The sequence below is a fragment of the Flavobacterium tyrosinilyticum genome (assembly GCF_023656565.1).
Classification (GTDB): Bacteria; Bacteroidota; Bacteroidia; order Flavobacteriales; family Flavobacteriaceae; genus Flavobacterium; species Flavobacterium tyrosinilyticum.
This window is the reverse complement of the sequence record NZ_JAMOKG010000002.1, coordinates 495,522-515,598: the sequence shown is the minus strand read 5'-3', so window position 1 is coordinate 515,598 and position 20,077 is coordinate 495,522. Positions and strand designations below refer to the sequence as shown.

The following is a 20,077-nucleotide window of genomic DNA, read 5'->3' as shown; positions in this document are numbered from 1 at the left end:
AATTACTGAATTTTAAAATTATTAAATTGATATTGATTGTTTATACAATCGCGAATGTTATTTATTCTGTTAATACTTATCCGCATATTGCTTCCCTCAACACGTATTATAGGTGCATTTATTCTGTGAAAAAGCAAAAAAATAAAACTAAAATTATCAATATGATGTTCTAGATAATCTGTTATTTCTTTGTGATATATAAGTGGATATTTAATACCAAAATCATCCCTCTTGATAAGAATTCCAAATCTCTCAATAAAATCTTTGTCTTCAAAAATTGCCAGCATATTTTCAATATCGCTCCACATCAAAAAGCATAAATAACAATAAATGATTAATGATAAGTCATAATGAATCTTAATTAATTCATCTGTTATAATAGCAGTTTCACTATCAAAATATGGCGCAGGCTTTTGAAAAGACTCTATGTGCTTTTTATTAAAAAAAATATTGAAAGGTACATTTTGAAATTGACTAAAAAAATCAAAAATAATTGCATTTTTTGAAATTTCCTCTCTTTGAAAATTTGTATATCCATCTGAATAGTTTCTTTGATACTGTGGGTAATATTCTTGTGTTAAGATACCATAAGCTTTTCGAAGTTTTTTAAAATAATCTACGTCCATTTTTATTTATTAATTTAAAGAAAGGTTTTGTTGGTTTATAAAGCTAATCTACAATAATTATAATCCATCACAAAATCTAAAAATAACACTACCTAAATTAACTCCATCAACATGTACCTACGCTGGATGGTTCGTCAAGATGCAAAAGGTGTCGATTTAGGAATCTGGAAAAGCATTTCTCCTGCCGTTTTATCTTGTCCGCTAGACGTTCACTCTGGAAATGTTGCCCGCAAACTTGGCATTCTTTCGCGAAAGCAAAATGATGCTAAAGCTTTATTAGAATTAGATACCAAATTAAGAAAAATGGATGCGCAAGATCCTGTAAAATACGATTTTGCCTTGTTCGGATTAGGGGTTTTTGAAGGGTTTTAAATTGTTTAAAATCTAAAAATATACGATTGTCAGGCTGAGCGAAGTCGAAGCTCACGCTCCAATCGTAAAGCTCTTCGACTTCGCTCAGAGTGACATTCAAAGTGGTAATACAGCATCAAAAATTACAAATTCCACAAAAAACCACGAATTTAACGTACATTTGCACAAAATTAAAAGCAAATGAGCACTTTCGAAAAATTTAATCTTCCAAAATCATTACAAAAAGCAGTTGACGAATTAGGATTTGTTACGCCTACTCCTATTCAAGAAAAATCTTTTTCTGTAATCATGTCTGGACGTGATATGATGGGAATTGCACAAACCGGAACCGGTAAAACATTTGCTTATTTACTGCCTCTTTTAAAGCTTTATAAATTTACTCATACTAATACGCCAAAAATTGTAATTCTAGTTCCAACTCGTGAGCTAGTGGTTCAAGTGGTTGAAGAAGTAGAAAAACTGACTACCTATATGTCGGTTAAAACGCTAGGTATTTATGGAGGTGTAAACATCAATACGCAGAAAAAGGCCGTTTATGAAGGTGTTGACATTTTAGTTGGAACGCCTGGACGTACTATGGACCTAGCTCTTGATGCTGTCGTTCGTTTTGACGAAACACAAAAATTAGTTATCGACGAGTTTGACGAAATGTTGAATTTAGGTTTCAGACCACAACTGACTTCGCTTTTTGCGATGATGAAAACCAAACGTCAGAACATTCTATTCTCGGCAACGATGACAGATGAAGTTGATGATTTATTAAATGATTATTTCGATTTTCCTGAAGAAGTTACATTGGCACCATCAGGAACTCCGCTTGAAAAAATTACGCAGCTTACTTATAATGTTCCGAATTTCAATACCAAAGTAAATCTTTTAAAATATTTACTGGAAAACGACGAAAGCATGAGTCGTATTTTGGTTTTCGTAAATAATAAAAAGATTTCAGATATGCTTTTCAATCGTATTGATGAGCTTTTTGAAGGACAATTTGGTGTAATTCACTCGAATAAATCTCAAAACTACCGTTTGAGCACAATGGCGGAATTTCAAGAAGGAAATCTTCGCGGCTTAATTACAACCGACGTTATGGCAAGAGGTTTAGATATTTCTAACATCACGCACGTAATTAACTTTGAACTTCCAGAAGAGCCAGAATTGTACATGCACAGAATTGGTCGTACGGGTCGTGCAGACGCAACGGGAACTGCAATTAGTTTTGTTACTCCAAGAGAAGAAGAATTCAAAATTGAAACGGAACTTTTAATGGATCAGGAGCTTAAAATCGCTGATTTCCCTGAAGAAGTCGAAATCTCAGAAAAACTGATCGAAGCTGAAAAAGACAAATTGCCAAGAAAGTTTTTAATGAAAAAACCTAAACTGGAAGGTGATGGTGCTTTTCACGAAAAATCTAAAAAGAACCAAAAAGTCAATCTCGGAGGTCCTTCAAAAACTAAAAAGAAAACTCACGGTTCTGTTAACAGAAATATGTTGAAGACAAGAAACGAGAAGAAGAAAAAAAAATAAGTTTTTTTTTTAGATGCTAAGGTACTAAGTTTTTTTTCTATTACTACATAAAAAAAAGGTAAAGATTCTTTGAATCTTTACCTTTTTTTTAAACTTAGAAGCTTAGTATCTTAGCAACTTAGAACCTTTTTTCTAAATTTTCGTAAACAAAAGTCCTACTGGCGAACATAATTGAATTCTTCTTCCAGTGTCTGTCAGTTTTCCTGTTGCGATATCTCTTTTAAAAATAACGATATCATTAGTATATTGGTGCCCCACTAAAAGGTAATTTCCTGTTGGATCAATCGCAAAATCTCTTGGCCCTTTCCCTAAAGTGCTTTGCTGTTCAACCAATTCTAAAGCTCCTGTTTTAAGGATTTTGTATACTGAAATTGCATTGGCGTCTACACGATCGGTAAGATATAAAAAGTTTCCGTCTGGCGAAAGCTTAATTGCCGCTGCTCCTGTCCCTCCTTTGAAATCTTTTGGAAGAATGCTTGTTTCTGTAACTACCTTCAAACTTCCTGTTTTATCCCAGCTTAATGTTGTCAAAGTTCCATCCAATTCCTGAACTAAATACACAAATTTTCCATCTTTAATGAAAGTCAAATGTCTAGGACCGCTTCCTGGCTTTACATCAACACTTCCTTTTAATGTCAAGATTTCGTTTTTAGCTGCTGGATTATATTTATAAATAAATACTTTATCTAAACCCAAATCATTCGAAAGCACAAACTTTTTATCTGGAGAAAAAACAACCATATGGACATGCGCTTTTTCTTGACGCGCTGCGTTCGGCCCTTTTCCTTCATGCTGGATTAACTGCTGTACTTCAGTAATACTTCCGTCTGTATTTTTCTTAAAAACCGCAATACTACCACCAGAATAATTAGCCGCAATTACATGCTTATCGTCATTTATCAAATGACACGGATCTGCTCCTAAAGCATCATTTTTATTCAACAAATTGGTCTTTCCAGATGCTGAATCATATGAAAATGAACTTACTGTACTTTGTGTTCCATTTTCGTTCACTGCGTAGATAAACTTATTATCTGCAGAGACAGATAAATAACTTGGGCTTACCACATTCTCAGAAGAACTTTTTAATTTATATTCACCAGTAGAAGCATCAAATTCATAAACATAAATACCATTGCTTTGGCAGGTATTGGTATAAGTTCCAACTAATAAATTGAACTTATTTTGAGCTTTAACAGCTGTTATGGATAAAGCGGAAAACAAGATTAAATATATTTTTTTCATAATTTGTTTTTTTTTGAATTAGCTAAAATAAACAATATATCTATTTGAAACAGTCTCTTTATTACAAGAAATTACAAAAGTTACATTTTTTTCACGTATATAAGAAATATAAGCTTTAGACTTTACCAATAATCTCTTAAATGAACTTATATGGTTTAATAATTTTTAATTCGTATTTTTGACCAGCATCTTCGCGAAAAACAAAACGTAGTGAAGTAAATCGAAGCCAGAATGCATTTTAAACATCCCGAAATTCTATACTTTCTGTTTTTATTGATTGTTCCAATTTTGGTTCATTTATTTCAATTAAGACGATTTAAAACTTCTTTTTTCACCAATGTTCGATTCTTAAAAGAACTTGCTATTCAGACTCGAAAGAGTTCTAAAATCAAAAAACGTCTTTTATTAGCAACACGTTTATTATTGCTTGCTTGCGCAATTATTGCGTTTGCACAGCCTTTTTTTGAAGCTACAGATAGCAAAAATGCTTCAAACGAAATGTATATCGTTTTAGATAATTCGTTTAGTATGCAGGCTAAAGGCAAAAAAGGCGAATTATTAAAAAGAGCAGTTCAAGAATTACTCGAAAATACTCCAGAAAACACTCAATTTTCGCTTTTAACAAACACAGAAAACTTTTGGAATACGGATATAAAATCATCTAAAAGCGCTTTGCAGAATCTAAAATACAGCGCAACTTCTTTTGATCTTCAAGCCATTACAGCTAAAATTAAAGCACATAAATCGGCGCATAAAAAAGATATTGTCATTATTACCGATGCCGTTGGTTTAAAAGAAAAAGATATTGCAACTATAGATTTTGAAGAAAAACCTTATTTCATAGTTCCAGAAGCAGAACAGAAAAATAATGTTTCTATTGACAGCGTTTACATTAACCAGACTTTAGAAAACTTCTACGAAATTGGCATTAATTTGTCTGCTTATGGCGAAGATTTCAAACCGGTTTCTACAGCCTTATACAATCAAAATAAACTGATTGCTAAAACAATTATCAATTTTGACACCAAGAAAAAGAAAATCAATTTCACCATTCCAAAAGAAGCTTTTCATGGATATGTTGCAATTGAAGATAACGGTTTAACGTATGACAACAAATTGTTTTTCAGCATTTCTAAAAACAAAAAAACAAACGTTATCAGTATTGGCGAACCTGAAAAAAGCAATTTCTTATCGAGAATTTATACCTCGGCAGAATTCAATTACAACAATTACCCAATTGGCTCTTTAGATTACAATAGTTTAGAAAAACAAAACACGATTATTCTAAACGAATTAATTGATATTCCGCAGGCATTGCAAACGACTTTAAAAGCTTTTGTTTCTAAAGGCGGAAATTTGGTTGTCATTCCGTCTGAGAAAACTTCTCTTTCGAGCTTAAATGCATTATTGGGGAATTTTGGAAAAATTCAATTCGGAAATTTAGAACCCAACAGCAAATTAATCACTAAAATTAATTTCGACCACCCTTTATTTTCAGGCGTTTTTGAAAACAAAATAACCAACTTTCAATATCCAAAAGTAAATAGTTCGTTTGCTGTTTCGAGCTCTTATCCAGCTGTACTTTCATTTGAAGACCAAACTGATTTTGTAACTGCTGTTCAAAATCAGGTTTCTGGAATAACGGTTTTTACCGCGCCAATAAATAGTACAAACTCCAATTTTCAGCAATCGCCTTTAATTGTTCCGTTATTTTATAAAATCGCTCAAAACAATCAGAAAACGGGTGTAAATGCTTTGACAATCGGTAACAATCAGCCTTACTTTGTAGATGTTTTATTAACTAAAGATGCTATCTTGGAAGTTAAAGGAACAGACGATTCATTTATTCCGATTCAGCAGATTTTAAACAATAAAGTCAAATTAACATTCAATGATTTTCCTGAAACCGCTGGAAATTATAGCATTTTTGATAAAAAAGAATGGGTAGAAAATATCAGTTTTAATTACAAAAGAACCGAAAGCGATTTGAGCCAAGTAAACACAAATGTAGTTTCTGATTTCAAAACTGCCGATACCATTTCGACCATTTTTAATACACTACAAACAGAACGAACAGACAGCCAAATTTGGAAATGGTTTGTTATCTTTGCACTGTTATTTTTAGCATTAGAAATGGCAATTATAAAATTTGTAAAATGATTTTTTTACCGTTAAGTCATTAAGATTATTAAGTTTTTACTTTATGGACTTACTTTTTTAATGTTTAGAAAATTAAGTTCTTCTCTTTATTAACTTAATTTCTTAATGATAGTAAATAAAAAACATTTAATGTTTTAATAAAAATAAATATTCAAAATATGAAACTAATCATCAAAAGCGCCAAAATTATCGACTCAAAAAGTCCGTTTCACAATCAGACCGTTGATCTTTTAATTGCAGATGGTGTAATAGAAAAAATAGGCGTTTCTCTTCCAAATGACGATGCAGAAGTAGTACGATTTGATGATCTTCATGTTTCTCAAGGTTGGTTTGACAGCAGTGTCTCGCTGGGCGAGCCAGGTTACGAAGACAGAGAAACGATAGCAAACGGATTGAATGTTGCCGCAAAAAGCGGATTCACTGCAATTGCATTACAGCCCAACTCTTTACCAATTATTGACAATCAATCTCAGGTAAATTTTGTAAAAAATAAAGCAAATGGTTTTGCTACAGAAATCTTCCCTATCGGCGCTTTAACTAAAGCCAGCGAAGGAAAAGATATGGCAGAACTTTTTGATATGAAAAATTCTGGAGCGATTGCTTTTGGAGATTACAACAAAAGCATCGACAATGCTAATATCCTGAAAATCGCTTTACAATATGTTCAAGATTTCGAAGGATTGGTAATCGCTTATTCGCAAGATCCAAACATTAAAGGAAATGGTGTAGCAAACGAAGGAATTGTTTCGACAAGATTAGGCTTAAAAGGAATTCCGAATCTCGCAGAAGAACTGCAAATTTCAAGAAATTTATTTTTATTAGAATATACAGGCGGAAAACTTCACATTCCGACTATTTCTACAGCAAAATCGGTTGAATTAATTAGAGAAGCTAAAGCTAAAGGTTTACAAGTAACTTGTAGCGCATCAGTGCATCATTTGGTTTTAACGGATGAAAAATTAGATGGTTTTGACACTAGATTTAAGGTGACTCCACCACTAAGAACAGAAGTTGACAGACAAGCTTTGCTTAACGGAGTTGCTGACGGAACTATCGACTTGATTACTTCAGACCATAATCCGATTGATATTGAATTCAAAAAAATGGAATTTGATACAGCCAAAAACGGAACTATAGGTTTAGAAAGCGCTTTTGGAGCTTTATTAACGGTTTTACCAGTAGAAACAATTGTAGCAAAATTAACTGCAGCAAGAATCATTTTTGGTTTGGAAAACAATACAATCGAAGAAGGTGCAAAAGCTAATATCACTTTGTTTACAATAGAAGGAAAATCAACTTTTACAAAAGAAAATATTCTTTCAAAATCTAAAAATTCTGCTTTTTTAGGAACTGAAATTAAAGGTTCTGTGTACGGAATTTTAAATCAAAATCAACTAGTTACAAAATAATACAAATGAATAATTCAGTCGAAGAAGGAAAACCAATTGCCATAACGAGTTACATTTTAATCATTGGTGTTTTAATCGCCATGAGCATGAATTCTGAAAACAAAAACAGTTTTGCTTCCTTTCACATCCGTCAAGCTTTAGGTTTATCTTTAACCTTTATTTCTTTAGGAGCAATCATCAGCAATTTTGATAGTTTTTTTATCACTTTCCCAATGTGGATTTGCATTTCAATTCTATGGACTTTTGGAATTTTTAATGCTATTCAAGGACAAACGAGACCTATTCCGCTAGTTGGGGAATTGTTTCAAAAATGGTTTAAAAAAATTGGTTAATTTTTAAAATCCCAAGTTTTAAAAATCCAAATTCCAAAACTGGAATCTGAAATTTGGAACCTTAAGAAACTTTATCAAAGTTTGAAACTTTGACAAAGATCAAGCTGAATACTGAATACTAAAACCTGAACACTAAAAAAATGAATTTATCTTTAGAATATAAAATAAGAGAACCAAAAGTAATTTTAGATAAAAATCCGTTATTGCTTCTATTGCACGGATACGGCAGCAATGAAGCCGATTTATTTTCTTTTGCTTCTGAACTTCCAGACAACTATTACATTATTTCTGCTAGAGCACCTTACGATTTGCAGTATGGCGCTTACGCTTGGTACGCAATTAATTTCGATGCTGATCAAAATAAATTTTCTGATAACGAACAAGCAAAAACTTCTCGTGATGTAATTGCTAATTTCATTGACGAATTGGTTGCCAATTACCCAATTGATGCTAATAATGTAACTTTAATCGGATTCAGTCAAGGGTCTATTTTAAGTTATGCTACAGCACTTTCTTATCCAGAAAAAATTCAAAGAGTGGTAGCAATGAGTGGTTATTTTAATGAAGAAATTATCAAAGAAGGTTTTGAAGATAATGATTTCAAAAACTTAAAATTCTTCGCTTCACACGGAACTGTCGATCAGGTTATTCCAATTGAGTGGGCAAGAAAAACTCCGGCAATTTTAGAGAAATTAAATATTCCTGTTGTTTACAAAGAATATCCAGTTGGACATGGAGTAGCACCTCAGAATTTCTTTGATTTTAAGAATTGGCTGATTGGTTAGTGACCAGTGTTCAGTATTTTAGTTTTCAGCCAATCTAACTTTCTAAATCTAAAAAAATGAGTATTTCAAAACTTGACAATCCCGCATTGATTTTAATTGATATTCAAAAAGGTTTTAACGATGTTTTCTATTGGGGCGGAGACCGAAATAATGTCGACGCAGAAGAAAAAGCGGGTGAACTTTTGGAAATTTGGAGAGCTAAAAAACTGCCTATTTTTCACGTTCAGCATTGTTCTTCAAATCCAAATTCGATTTTAAACGAAACAAATCCTGGAAATGAATTTCAGGATATTGTGAAACCTCTTGAGGGAGAAACAATAATCAAAAAGAATGTCAATAGTGCTTTTATAGGAACGAACCTAAAAGAACTAATTGACAATGCTAATATCACGAATCTTGTTATTGTTGGTTTAACTACAGATCACTGTGTTTCTACAACAACTAGAATGGCTGGTAATTTTGGTTATACAGTATATTTAGTTTCTGATGCAACCGCAACTTTCAATAAAAAAGGTCTAAACGGAGAAGAATTTTCTGCCGAATTAATACATCAGACTGCTTTAGCAAGTTTAAATGAAGAATTTGCTCAGGTAGCAAGCTCTGAGTTTATTAAAGAGGTTATTTAGTGTTCAGTCGCAATCGCAGTTTTCAGTCTTGAATGATGAAAAAAAACTTTGTCAAAGTTTCAAACTTTGACAAAGTTTTAGTCTGTAAACTGGGACTCGATACTGCGACTGAATACTATTCTCCTGTATAAAGAATCTTCTCTCCTTTTTTCAGAACATAACCTTTCCAAGGAATTAACTGCCAATCGCCATTAACCCAAGAATCACCTTCCGATTTTCTTTCTAGAATGATCGATTCTTTCTGAGTATCTAAGAAAAGCTCTGCTTTATTTCCGTCAAAAATTACATAGGAAACCGTAGAATATGTTTTTCCATCTTCAGCATGATTCAACCTTGTGCTATTTTCAAAAATTCGAATACACTCTTTTTTAAGCGTTGACCAAGTATAACCAGCTGAAGCTTTACAGCCATGCGAATCGGAATCTCCTCCAACCACAGCTTCTTTTTGTGGCTCTTTTGGAGCTGTACCAGTTGTGCTAGTATTTTCTTGAGAAACTTTTTTTCCGCAAGAAATTGCACTTGCCATAATCAAAAACAAAAATATCTTTTTCATAATCCTAATTAATTTAAAGGTCAAAAAAAATAGGATTATAAAATCCTATTTTTGATATAACCAAGTTTGATTTACTTCAAAGGTAATATTATCGTCGTTATCAACAAAGTATTTTAACAAGACTTCTCCCCATAATTCTCCATTGCTGTAATCTGCAATGATCCAACGGTGGTTTAAAATTTTTACTTTATTGATGATAAATTTGTTTGGACCGATCTGATCTTGTCCCGTATAAGGATTCCCTTTTGGATTTGCATTGTAATCTAACAGCTTTTCAGTTACAACCGGAATTAGTTTCTCATACAAAATCACTTTTCCGCCAGAAGCACTATTATCAAAGTAATTTTGTGCATTCTCGTTGTGTTCTAAAGAAAAATAATCAGCCTCTGCCAATTGAGTTTTTACTAGATTAATACTATCTCTTAGTTTCTTAGTTGTTTTATCATATCTATTCTGCACAAATTTTACTTCACCGCTGTAGAACGCATAAGTAAAGACATTCATTAAAATGGCAAGAATAAAAAGATAAAGCATTAAGGATTTTTTCATTGTGTGGTATAATTAAATTGTAATTTCTAAATTATCGTAAGCCAAGAAAACATTTTCAGGAAGGCTTTGTTGCACTTCTTCATGAAATCCTAAAACGTGGCTAATATGCGTTAAATACGCTTTTTCGGGCTTAACAAGATTAATAAAATCAAGTGCTTCTTGCAGATTGAAATGAGTATTGTGAGGTTCTACGCGCAAAGCATTTACAACCAAAACTTTCAATCCTTTTAGTTTTTCAATTTCAGATTGTTCGATGGTTTTTACATCTGTCAGATAAGCAAAATCATCTATTCTATATCCAAAAACCTGCAAATCACCGTGCATAGCATTTATCGGAATTGCCACTTTATCGCCAACTGCAAAAGGTGCATTGTTTTGCACTTCGATTGTTTTTACACTTGGTGCCCCTGGATATTTGTTTACCGTTTCGAAAACATAATCAAAACGACGTCTTAGATTATCTAAAACGCGTTGATGTCCATAAATTGGAATTTCTCCCTGTCTAAAATTAAACGGGCGGATATCATCTAAACCAGCAGTATGATCTGCATGTTCGTGCGTAAAGAGAATTGCATCCAATTTTTGGCATCCGCAAGAAAGCATTTGCTGCCTGAAATCGGGACCGCAATCTATTACATAAGAATGCTCACCCCATGTTATCCAAATGGATACACGAAGCCTTTTATCCTTAGCATCAGTGCTTTTGCAAACGGGATGATCGATTCCGATAATTGGAATACCTTGAGAAGTGCCTGTACCTAAAAAATAAACCTTCAATTGAACTTAATTTTTTTACAAAAATAGGATTATTTCTCTTTCATTAGAAGCCTAATTTACTAACTTTGTAACAAATCTATTTAAAACAAAATGGGTACAGAAATAAAACTCAAGGGTGACAAGGTCATCGAACAGATTCCTTCTATAAAAGACAAAGCGTTACGCATTAATTTAAACGAAAATATTTACGGAACATTTGCTGAGATTGGCGCTGGACAAGAGACAGTTAGACACTTTTTCAGATCAGGAGGTTCGTCGGGAACTATTGCAAAAGCGATGTCTGCCTATGATAAAGATTTTAGTGATGCCATTTATGGGACTGAAAGCGACGGAAGATATGTTACTGAAGAGCGACTGAAAAAAATGCTTACACATGAAGGGCAAATCATCGAAGAGCGTCTAAGTCGTGAAAAACACCCTACAAAACTTTTTTTTAGCTACGCTAATACTGTTGCCACAATAGATTTTGCCAAACAATTTAAAGGTCACGGCTGGGTCGGAATTAGATATCAAATTGAACCAGACGAAGCGTATAACGAAATTATCTTACATATTCGTTTTAAAGAAACTGATGCTAGATTACAACAAGAAACACTTGGGATTTTAGGAGTTAACTTAATTTACGGTGCTTTTTACAAATACAATGATCCAAAACGATTACTTCGTTACTTATACGATCACTTAGATAAAGATCAATTAGAGATCGATACCATTAACTTTTCTGGACCTCGTTTTGCCGATGTAGACAACCGTTTAATCAGTTTGCAATTGGTTAAAAACGGAATGACAGATGCCGTAATGTTTAATCCTGAAGGAAAAAACATTCTGCCAGCAGCTATCTTATACAAAAAGAACCTTTTAGCCTTAAGAGGAAGTTTCCGTCCGGTTACTAAAGTAAATATGGACATGTATGAGAAATCATTAGAAATGTTTCTCAAAGAAAATAAAGTTGAAAAAAATAACACTCTGGTTGTTTTTGAAATCACTCTTTCGAATTTACGTTCTGACGGTGAGATTGACGAGCGTGACTTTATGGACAGAGCCGAATTACTTTGTTCTCTTGGCCAAACGGTTATGATTTCGAATTTCCAAGAATACTATAAAGTTGTAGAATACTTCGCCAATTACACCAAAGCTCGTATGGGATTAGCGATGGGCGTAAACAACTTAGTTGATATTTTTGACGAGAAGTATTACCGCCATTTAAGTGGTGGAATCCTAGAAGCTTTCGGTAAATTATTCTATCGTGATATGAAAGTATTCTTATACCCTATGTTAGATGAAGATGGCTCATTAATGAATTCGAACAACTTGAAGGTTCATCCTAGAATGAAAGAATTATATAAATTCTTTAAATTCAACGGAAAAGTGGTTGATATTGAAGATTACGATCCGAATATCTTGGATGTTTTCTCTAGAGAAATCCTAAAAATGATCAATCAAGGTAAACCTGGATGGGAACCAATGCTTCCTCCTGGAATTCCTGAAATTATAAAAGAACATCACCTTTTTGGATATCATCCACAGAAAGAATTAGAACAAAATACATAATAAAAAAAGTCCCTTTATTGGGACTTTTTTTTGTTTCAAGTTTCAGGTTTCAGGTTATTGTTGGAGCGGGTTTTTTTTTACCGCAAAGTTCGCTAAGTTTTTTCGCAAAGCTCGCAGAGAAATTATATAAAGCTTTGTAAAAGTTTTTTAAGTCCTCAAAGTAATGTAATCTATACTTTTAAGCTTTGAGGACTTAAAAAAAACTTTAATTCAAACTGTAAACCTTTGCAAGCTTTGCGAAAAAACTTAGCGAACTTTGCGTTAAAATTAAGTCACAGCAGGCAACTTGAAACTTGAAACCTGAAACTTGAAACAAAAAAATCTCTATTTCAAAATCTGCGAAGCGTGCTCTTTTGTTTTTACTTTTTCGATTACTTCTTCTATAATTCCTTTTTCGTCGATTACGAAAGTGGTTCTATGAATTCCGTCGTATTCTTTTCCCATGAATTTCTTCGGTCCCCAAACTCCAAATGCATTAATAACCGATTTGTCTTCATCTGCAAGTAAAGGAAATGGCAATTCGTATTTTTCTTTGAATTTTATCTGTGCTTTCTCACTGTCTGCACTAACACCAAGAAGTTCATAATTATTTGCTTGAAAACGGTGAAAATTATCTCTTAGATCACAAGCTTCTGCCGTACAGCCAGGCGTACTTGCTTTTGGATAAAAGAAAACAACTAATTTTTTTCCAACATAATCTGCCAGCTTATGTGTTTTTCCGTCTTGATCTGTTCCTGAAAAATTTGGCGCTTTATCTCCTGCTTTTAATGTTGTCATGCCTTTTTTATTTTAGATTTTTGATTTTAGATTTTTGATTTTAGATTATTCACAAATATAACTCACAACTCTTAACTCATAACTTATAATTCATAACTTTTTTCTGCCCCAGATTGAAGTGAAAACCCCGGAATTATGATAGTCTACATTTTTTGTATTTAAAAAGCGACCGAAGGAAGCTCTTTTAAATACTTAAAAATGTGACTAGCATAATGAGGAGTTGAAACGGAAAGCTGGATTAGGCACATCATTAAAATTATACTATTTTTACAACATTAAAAATACGGAAATGAATAAAGAAGCTCGCGTACAATTTGTTATTGATAAATTAAAAGAACTCTACCCTACTATACCTGTTCCGCTTGACCACAAGGATCCATACACGCTTTTGATTGCTGTTTTATTATCTGCACAATGTACCGATGTTCGTGTAAACCAAATTACACCTTTATTATTTGCAAAAGCCGATAACCCGTATGATATGGTTAAAATGTCAGTAGAAGAGATCAAAGAAATTATTCGTCCGTGCGGTTTATCTCCTATGAAATCTAAAGGCATTTATGGTTTATCTGAGATTTTAATTGAAAAGTATAATGGCGAGGTTCCGCAGAGTTTTGAGGCACTTGAAGCTTTACCTGCTGTTGGACACAAAACGGCAAGTGTAGTAATGTCACAAGCTTTTGGCGTGCCTGCATTTCCTGTAGATACGCATATTCATCGCTTGATGCACAGATGGAATTTATCTAACGGCAAAAATGTAGCGCAGACCGAAAAAGATGCCAAAAGATTATTTCCTAGAGATTTATGGAACGATTTACACTTGCAAATTATATGGTATGGCCGAGAATATTCACCCGCTAGAGGTTGGAATCTTGAAAAAGATATTATAACGAAAACTGTAGGTAAAAAATCTCTAATTGAAGAGATGGAAAAAACAGTGTCAAAAAAATAAAGGCGCAAAGATTAAAAACCTCTGCACCTTTGTTACTTTGCAACTTTGCATCTTTTTAAGAAAACTACATTCCTGCTTTTAAAGCATTATATTCTGCATTCATATCAAGCGATCTGTAAACACCTAACAATATTTTTGTAGCATCTGGGTTTTTCGGTTCTAGAACCAATACTTTTTTCAAATACGGAATTGCACTTCGAACAATATCATCTTTCTGAGCATTCAGCTTATCATATTTCTTCATTTCGGCAGGAGTAGTTCCTAATGATGAAATCTCATCTGTCAAATCTTTTTTCATTTGCAACTTCAAATAAGCCAAATTAATATAAGCATCGACATAATTTGGGTCTAGCTCCAGAACATAATTATAAATAGATTCTGCTCTTGGATAATCTTTTTTTTCAAGATAAGCATAAGCTAAATTATTATTTACCTCTATTCTTTTAGAAGGCACAGACTCAGTTCTTGGTTTTTCGTAAAGACCTTGCTGTATCGCAGATTCTCTAGCTTTTGGCGAAATAAAAAGGTCTTCTTCTTTTGTTTTCTTATTTGTGGCAAAGTACAAAACTCCTTTTCCTGAATAATTAATCTTTTTGAGAAGTTCATAGTAAGTCACAGCCGCATTGAAATCTTTGGCATTTATAGATGAAGATGCCGCATTGTATAAGTTTATGGTATCTTTTTTATCAAACAAATATACCTTGTAACTTTTTTCGGCGCTTTCTTTGTATTTTTCGGCTTTAAAATCTGCCATTGCGCCATTTACCAGACTAGCTTTCATGTCTTTTAAAGCCATATTAGCTTTAATTGTCCACTTAAATTTTCCTGATTCGTTCTCGTATAAGAAAACGTCTTGATACGATTGGGATGCCAATGTAAAATTGTTTGCTGCGTCTATGTTTTTTACAGCCAAATCTTTTAAGACATTACCTTTTAAGAAATAGTAATCAGATTTGTCTTCATCAGAAGCATTAAGAATAAGGTATTCTGTTTTAGTTAAAATAGCCAAAGCATCTTGACTATTTCCTTTATCAAATAAAGACTGCGCTTCCTTAATTTTGTCTTTTTGGGCAAATGCGCCAATGCTCATCAATAATAAGCACGACAACACTTTAATGTTCTCTTTCATTTTTACGGTTAAGTTTTGGTGATTAAATGATTTTCTTAGTTCTTTTGAGGCATAATAAAGAGATAATTAAATTGGTTTAAAATTATCTTATTACCATTTTTGAGCAAACATTTTCTGGTCCAAATATTTTCTCAAAAATCAAATGAGCATCAAACTTAACAAAATAAAGCAGGGTAGTTTTTCTTCATAAACGATCTGTTTTGGGGGTTAAATATTTAATTTTTAATGTTTATTTTCTAATTCTTATCTTAAACAACTTTTCAATACGAATAACACTTCACAAAAGCATTTTATTCGAATAAAAAGTTAGTTTTTTAACTAAAATAGAATTAAAAACCAAATAAACATATAAATTCTCATCAAATTTTTAAATTTTAACAAAAAGAGGAGAAAAATGATGTAAAAACCTTATGTTTTTATATCAAAAAAGAGTAGAAATAAAAAAACTCACTACCTGTATATTAAATATACAAACAGTGAGCTCTTAAACCAAAACGACCATTTGGTTTATTTTGATAAACATCCGACAGAACCAGTGGGCTGTTTAGTTAGCTATAATCTCAAAATTTTTATCCTCAATCTTAACTACAGTCAAGGCTCTTGAATAATTCAATAAAAAAGAAACAACTTCTTTTTTAGGTTTAAGATTTTTAGAAGCTAATGCTTTTTTTGAGTAAATTTTCCCCATACTATCAGACTATTTTATACTAATATAACGGGCTTATTATCAAAATAGTATTAGTTGGTTAAAATAATTTGATGTTTATCTATTATTTTTCTCAAATTCATTAGTGCATAACGCATTCTTCCTAATGCTGTATTGATGCTAACGCCTGTTACTTCAGAGATTTCTTTGAAGCTCATATCTTGATACATACGCATTACAAGCACTTCCTTTTGGTCTTCTGGAAGCTCTTCTATTAGCTTTTTCAAATCAAGTTCTACTTGATCTACAATCATTTTACCTTCAATTGTCAAGGTATCGTCTGACATAATAGAGAAGATAGAAAACTCTTCTGTCTCTCTGTACATCGGCATTTTCTTTGTCTTGCGAAAATGATCTACAATTAAATTATGAGAAATACGCATAACCCAAGGCAAAAATTTACCTTCTTCGTTGTACGAATTACTTTTTAAAGTTTTAATTACTTTAATAAATGTATCTTGAAAAATATCATTTGAAATATCTCTATCAGCTATCTTAGAATATATAAATCCATATATCTTAGACTCGTGCCTTTTTATTAATGTTGCAAGTGCAGCTTCACTACCGTCAACATAATTTTTTACTAATAGAGCGTCTGGAGTATGCAGATCAGCCATAATAACTACTTTTTTTAGTTTTAATTTTAAAATTTGGAGTATTTTCTAAAAAGTAGTTTTCTTATATAGGCGTTTCTTTTTTATAGGTTATGTTAATATTGTGACCAAATTTAACAAATTTTAGTTTTAAAAAGCAAATAAAATCATTAATAATTATTAGTAAAACTTTTATTAATGTACCATAAACATAAAATTTACGTACAAACAGCTAAAAATTCATAAAACGAAAGAGGCTTAAAAGCGTTAAAAAACACATCTAAACACCTCAATATTAACGAGATAATATTTACTTATTCATTCAAATCAAAATTCAAATTACAATTTTTTCCCGAAATAAACAGACAATCGTTTAATATTTTTTTGCAGAACAATTTATTTTCATGCAAAAAGCATCTTTTTTAAGTTAAAAATGGGTTCAAAAAAGAATCCTAAAAGATTAAAATAGTTAAGATTTGGAACTAAATCCTTAACTAAATCCAATTCAAAATTGATTACTTTTGTAAAAATTGACTTTTTTATGCAAATTGACCTTTCTAAAATAGATCCAAAATCAAATATTATAATTAAAGGAGCTCAGGTACATAATTTAAAAAATGTAGATGTAGTTATTCCAAGAAATAAACTGGTTGTTATTACAGGTCTTTCAGGATCAGGAAAATCGAGTTTAGCTTTTGACACTTTATATGCCGAAGGACAAAGACGTTACGTAGAAAGTTTATCCTCTTATGCGCGTCAGTTTTTAGGCCGTTTAGACAAACCGAAGGTAGAATACATTAAAGGTATTGCTCCTGCAATTGCTATTGAGCAAAAAGTAAATACAACCAACGCCCGTTCGACTGTAGGAACTTCTACAGAAATTTACGACTACATCAAACTTTTGTTTGCGAGAATCGGACGCACCTACTCTCCTATTTCTGGGCAGGAAGTCAAAAAAAATACCGTTACAGATGTTATTTCCGACGTTAAAAGTCTTCCACTCGATAGCAGATGGCTTCTTCTTGCTCCTATTCATCTTGAAGAAGGCAGACAATTAGAAGATAAACTAAAAGTCCTTTTACAGCAAGGTTTTGCCCGTATCTTGGTTGATAATGAAATGGTTCGTTTAGATGAATTTTCAGCTTCAGATTTACATCAATTAGACAATAAAGATATTTTATTGATCATTGATCGTATTGTTGTAAAAGAGGAAGAAGAATTTTATAACCGTCTGGCTGACGCTGTACAAACTGCTTTTTTTGAAGGAAAAGGAATTTGTTACCTTCAAGAATTAAATGCAGAAAAGAGATTTTCTTATTCTAATAATTTTGAGCTTGACGGAATGACTTTCCTGGAGCCAAATGTGCATTTATTCAGTTTCAACAATCCGTATGGAGCTTGCCCTGTTTGTGAAGGTTATGGAAATATAATTGGCATTGATGCTGATCTGGTTGTTCCGAACACTTCATTATCCATTTATGAAAGTGCGATTTATCCATGGCGCGGCGAAAGCATGAGCTGGTACAAAGATGAATTGGTTAAACATGCTTATAAATTTGATTTCCCAATTCACAAACCTTATTTTCAATTAACAGACGAACAGAAAGATTTAATTTGGACTGGAAATCAGTATTTTCAAGGACTTAATGATTTCTTCAAGGAATTGGAAGAAAAAAATTACAAGATTCAAAATCGTGTAATGCTATCTCGTTACCGCGGAAAAACAAAATGTCATGTTTGTAAAGGAAAACGTCTGCGCGAAGAAGCATCTTACGTAAAAATAAACGGAAAAACGGTTTCTGACTTGGTAGATTTACCGATTAAGCATTTGGTTACTTTCTTCAAAAACATTGAATTAAATCAGTACAAACAGCAAATCGCTAAACGTTTGATGGTCGAAATCAATAATCGTTTATCTTTCTTAACCGAAGTTGGATTGGATTATCTTACTTTAAATAGAAATTCTGCTACACTTTCTGGAGGAGAATCGCAGCGTATTAATCTAGCGACTTCGCTTGGAAGCAGTTTGGTTGGATCGATGTATATTTTGGATGAGCCAAGTATTGGTCTTCATCCAAAAGATTCAGAAAGGCTGATCAAAGTATTGCTTTCTCTTCGTGATCTTGGCAACACCGTAATTGTGGTTGAACATGACGAAGATATTATGAAAGCTGCCGATATGATTATTGATATTGGTCCCGAAGCTGGAACTTTTGGAGGAAAATTGGTTGCACAAGGAACTTATGATGAGATTTTAAAATCTGATTCTTTGACCGCAAAATATTTAAATGGCGATTTAGAAATTTCTGTTCCAAAGAAGAGAAGAAAATTTAAAAATCATATTGACATTATTGGCGCACGCGAAAATAACTTAAAGAATATTAATGTTACTTTTCCACTAGATGTTCTAACTGTTGTTACAGGAGTTTCTGGAAGCGGAAAAAGTACTTTGATTAAGAAAATTTTGTTTCCGGCCGTACAGAAAAAACTAGAAAGCGCCTCTGAAAAAGCAGGACAATTTACTGAAATTTCTGGATCTTTTTCGCAAATTAAACATATTGAGTATGTAGATCAAAATCCGATTGGAAGAAGTTCAAGATCAAATCCAGTTACCTATATCAAAGCATATGATGATATTCGTGATTTGTATGCTAAAGAAAAATTATCAAAAATAAGAGGTTATCAGGCGAAACACTTCTCTTTTAATGTTGACGGAGGACGATGCGAAACTTGTAAAGGTGAAGGCTCTATAAATGTCGAAATGGTCTTTATGGCCGATGTTTCTCTGCCTTGTGAAACTTGTGGCGGAAAACGATTTAAAAAAGAGATTCTAGAAGTTACTTTTGACAATCAAAACATCAATGACATTCTTACCATGACAATTGACGATGCGATTGCCTTTTTCGAAAAAAATAAACAGGCTAAAATCACTCAAAAATTGCAGCCTTTACAAGATGTGGGTTTAGGATATGTTCAATTAGGACAATCTTCTTCTACACTTTCTGGTGGAGAAGCACAGCGTATTAAATTGGCTTCCTTTTTAGTTAAAGGAGCAACAAAAGACAAGGCCTTGTTCGTATTTGATGAGCCAACAACCGGTCTTCATTTTCATGACATTAAAAAACTTTTAGCTTCTTTTGATGCTTTAATAGATAAAGGACATTCGATAATTGTAATCGAACACAACCTTGACTTAATAAAATGTGCCGATTGGATACTTGATTTAGGCCCAGAAGGCGGAGAAAATGGAGGGCATTTATTAGCATCTGGAACTCCTGAAGAGATTGTAAAAGTAAAAGAATCGGTGACGGGAGTTTACTTAAAAGACAAATTATAAATCTTACCCGCTTTTAAATAACAAAGCCATAAATGCAATTGATTAGTTTGCATTTATGGCTTTATATTTTA

The 20,077-nt window shown here is 32.7% G+C and carries 18 protein-coding genes and 1 pseudogene; 10 read left to right on the top strand and 9 right to left on the bottom strand.

Annotated elements, in window-relative coordinates:
* Positions 1–2: 2 nt before the first annotated feature.
* Complete coding sequence (locus NCC77_RS09965) at positions 3–626, bottom strand: hypothetical protein (RefSeq protein WP_250835433.1); 624 nt, start codon at positions 624–626, stop codon at positions 3–5.
* A 105-nt stretch (positions 627–731) separates the two neighbouring features.
* On the opposite strand from NCC77_RS09965, the pseudogene NCC77_RS09960 reads away from it, so the two are divergent.
* A pseudogene (locus tag NCC77_RS09960) lies at positions 732–998 on the top strand (DUF2400 family protein); the annotation flags it as partial.
* Between the two features lie 180 nt (positions 999–1,178).
* Positions 1,179–2,525, top strand: a complete 1,347-nt coding sequence (locus NCC77_RS09955) for a DEAD/DEAH box helicase (RefSeq protein ID WP_250835432.1) — start codon at positions 1,179–1,181, stop codon at positions 2,523–2,525.
* Between the two features lie 132 nt (positions 2,526–2,657).
* On the opposite strand, the gene NCC77_RS09950 is transcribed toward NCC77_RS09955, so the two are convergent.
* Complete coding sequence (locus NCC77_RS09950) at positions 2,658–3,770, bottom strand: lactonase family protein (protein ID WP_250835431.1); 1,113 nt, start codon at positions 3,768–3,770, stop codon at positions 2,658–2,660.
* A gap of 231 nt (positions 3,771–4,001) precedes the next feature.
* Here NCC77_RS09950 and NCC77_RS09945 point away from each other — a divergent pair, with 231 nt between their 5' ends.
* The 5 genes from NCC77_RS09945 (at position 4,002) to NCC77_RS09925 (ending at position 9,082) form a co-directional block, all read left to right on the top strand.
* Complete coding sequence (locus NCC77_RS09945) at positions 4,002–5,930, top strand: vWA domain-containing protein (RefSeq protein WP_250835430.1); 1,929 nt, start codon at positions 4,002–4,004, stop codon at positions 5,928–5,930.
* A gap of 158 nt (positions 5,931–6,088) precedes the next feature.
* Positions 6,089–7,339, top strand: a complete 1,251-nt coding sequence (locus NCC77_RS09940) for a dihydroorotase (protein WP_250835429.1) — start codon at positions 6,089–6,091, stop codon at positions 7,337–7,339.
* A gap of 5 nt (positions 7,340–7,344) precedes the next feature.
* A complete protein-coding gene (locus tag NCC77_RS09935; protein ID WP_250835428.1) occupies positions 7,345–7,671 on the top strand; it encodes a hypothetical protein in 327 nt (108 codons plus the stop codon).
* 140 nt (positions 7,672–7,811) lie between these two features.
* Positions 7,812–8,456, top strand: coding sequence for an alpha/beta hydrolase (locus NCC77_RS09930; RefSeq protein ID WP_250835427.1), 645 nt, complete (start codon positions 7,812–7,814; stop codon positions 8,454–8,456).
* 56 nt (positions 8,457–8,512) lie between these two features.
* Positions 8,513–9,082, top strand: coding sequence for a cysteine hydrolase family protein (locus NCC77_RS09925; protein ID WP_250835426.1), 570 nt, complete (start codon positions 8,513–8,515; stop codon positions 9,080–9,082).
* 115 nt (positions 9,083–9,197) lie between these two features.
* Here NCC77_RS09925 and NCC77_RS09920 read toward each other — a convergent pair whose 3' ends face one another.
* The 3 genes from NCC77_RS09920 to NCC77_RS09910 are packed head-to-tail and all read right to left on the bottom strand — an operon-like array spanning position 9,198 to position 10,961.
* Positions 9,198–9,635 (bottom strand): hypothetical protein, encoded by a 438-nt coding sequence (locus tag NCC77_RS09920; protein ID WP_250835425.1) that lies wholly within the window; start codon positions 9,633–9,635, stop codon positions 9,198–9,200.
* Between the two features lie 45 nt (positions 9,636–9,680).
* Positions 9,681–10,184: a hypothetical protein gene (locus NCC77_RS09915; protein WP_250835424.1), complete on the bottom strand. Its 504-nt coding sequence runs from the start codon at positions 10,182–10,184 to the stop codon at positions 9,681–9,683.
* Positions 10,185–10,196: 12 nt separating this feature from the next.
* Complete coding sequence (locus NCC77_RS09910) at positions 10,197–10,961, bottom strand: MBL fold metallo-hydrolase (protein WP_250835423.1); 765 nt, start codon at positions 10,959–10,961, stop codon at positions 10,197–10,199.
* Between the two features lie 90 nt (positions 10,962–11,051).
* On the opposite strand from NCC77_RS09910, the gene NCC77_RS09905 reads away from it, so the two are divergent.
* Positions 11,052–12,512, top strand: coding sequence for a TonB-dependent receptor (locus tag NCC77_RS09905; protein ID WP_248726145.1), 1,461 nt, complete (start codon positions 11,052–11,054; stop codon positions 12,510–12,512).
* 324 nt (positions 12,513–12,836) lie between these two features.
* Here the strand turns inward: NCC77_RS09905 and bcp are convergent, their stop codons facing one another.
* Positions 12,837–13,289: a thioredoxin-dependent thiol peroxidase gene (bcp, locus tag NCC77_RS09900; protein WP_250835422.1), complete on the bottom strand. Its 453-nt coding sequence runs from the start codon at positions 13,287–13,289 to the stop codon at positions 12,837–12,839.
* A gap of 289 nt (positions 13,290–13,578) precedes the next feature.
* Here bcp and nth point away from each other — a divergent pair, with 289 nt between their 5' ends.
* Entirely contained in the window at positions 13,579–14,241 is a 663-nt protein-coding gene (gene nth / locus NCC77_RS09895) for an endonuclease III (RefSeq protein WP_250835421.1), read from the top strand.
* Positions 14,242–14,305: 64 nt separating this feature from the next.
* On the opposite strand, the gene NCC77_RS09890 is transcribed toward nth, so the two are convergent.
* The 3 genes from NCC77_RS09890 to NCC77_RS09880 form a co-directional block, all read right to left on the bottom strand.
* Positions 14,306–15,370, bottom strand: coding sequence for a tetratricopeptide repeat protein (locus tag NCC77_RS09890; RefSeq protein WP_250835420.1), 1,065 nt, complete (start codon positions 15,368–15,370; stop codon positions 14,306–14,308).
* 544 nt (positions 15,371–15,914) lie between these two features.
* The gene (locus NCC77_RS09885; protein ID WP_248726141.1) at positions 15,915–16,058 is read right to left on the bottom strand and encodes a hypothetical protein; all 144 of its coding nucleotides are present in this window, start codon (positions 16,056–16,058) and stop codon (positions 15,915–15,917) included.
* Positions 16,059–16,108: 50 nt separating this feature from the next.
* Positions 16,109–16,693, bottom strand: coding sequence for an RNA polymerase sigma factor (locus tag NCC77_RS09880; RefSeq protein ID WP_250835419.1), 585 nt, complete (start codon positions 16,691–16,693; stop codon positions 16,109–16,111).
* A 517-nt stretch (positions 16,694–17,210) separates the two neighbouring features.
* On the opposite strand from NCC77_RS09880, the gene uvrA reads away from it, so the two are divergent.
* A complete protein-coding gene (gene uvrA / locus NCC77_RS09875) occupies positions 17,211–20,006 on the top strand; it encodes an excinuclease ABC subunit UvrA (protein WP_250835418.1) in 2,796 nt (931 codons plus the stop codon).
* The last annotated feature ends 71 nt before the right edge of the window (positions 20,007–20,077 follow it).

Bases quoted from the DNA above. Each gene is read 5' to 3' on its own strand.
- NCC77_RS09965 (WP_250835433.1), bottom strand. From the start codon at position 626: ATGGACGTAGATTATTTTAAAAAACTTCGAAAAGCTTATGGTATCTTA.
- NCC77_RS09955 (WP_250835432.1), top strand. From the start codon at position 1,179: ATGAGCACTTTCGAAAAATTTAATCTTCCAAAATCATTACAAAAAGCA.
- NCC77_RS09950 (WP_250835431.1), bottom strand. From the start codon at position 3,770: ATGAAAAAAATATATTTAATCTTGTTTTCCGCTTTATCCATAACAGCT.
- NCC77_RS09945 (WP_250835430.1), top strand. From the start codon at position 4,002: ATGCATTTTAAACATCCCGAAATTCTATACTTTCTGTTTTTATTGATT.
- NCC77_RS09940 (WP_250835429.1), top strand. From the start codon at position 6,089: ATGAAACTAATCATCAAAAGCGCCAAAATTATCGACTCAAAAAGTCCG.
- NCC77_RS09935 (WP_250835428.1), top strand. From the start codon at position 7,345: ATGAATAATTCAGTCGAAGAAGGAAAACCAATTGCCATAACGAGTTAC.
- NCC77_RS09930 (WP_250835427.1), top strand. From the start codon at position 7,812: ATGAATTTATCTTTAGAATATAAAATAAGAGAACCAAAAGTAATTTTA.
- NCC77_RS09925 (WP_250835426.1), top strand. From the start codon at position 8,513: ATGAGTATTTCAAAACTTGACAATCCCGCATTGATTTTAATTGATATT.
- NCC77_RS09920 (WP_250835425.1), bottom strand. From the start codon at position 9,635: ATGAAAAAGATATTTTTGTTTTTGATTATGGCAAGTGCAATTTCTTGC.
- NCC77_RS09915 (WP_250835424.1), bottom strand. From the start codon at position 10,184: ATGAAAAAATCCTTAATGCTTTATCTTTTTATTCTTGCCATTTTAATG.
- NCC77_RS09905 (WP_248726145.1), top strand. From the start codon at position 11,052: ATGGGTACAGAAATAAAACTCAAGGGTGACAAGGTCATCGAACAGATT.
- bcp (WP_250835422.1), bottom strand. From the start codon at position 13,289: ATGACAACATTAAAAGCAGGAGATAAAGCGCCAAATTTTTCAGGAACA.
- nth (WP_250835421.1), top strand. From the start codon at position 13,579: ATGAATAAAGAAGCTCGCGTACAATTTGTTATTGATAAATTAAAAGAA.
- NCC77_RS09890 (WP_250835420.1), bottom strand. From the start codon at position 15,370: ATGAAAGAGAACATTAAAGTGTTGTCGTGCTTATTATTGATGAGCATT.
- NCC77_RS09885 (WP_248726141.1), bottom strand. From the start codon at position 16,058: ATGGGGAAAATTTACTCAAAAAAAGCATTAGCTTCTAAAAATCTTAAA.
- NCC77_RS09880 (WP_250835419.1), bottom strand. From the start codon at position 16,693: ATGGCTGATCTGCATACTCCAGACGCTCTATTAGTAAAAAATTATGTT.
- uvrA (WP_250835418.1), top strand. From the start codon at position 17,211: ATGCAAATTGACCTTTCTAAAATAGATCCAAAATCAAATATTATAATT.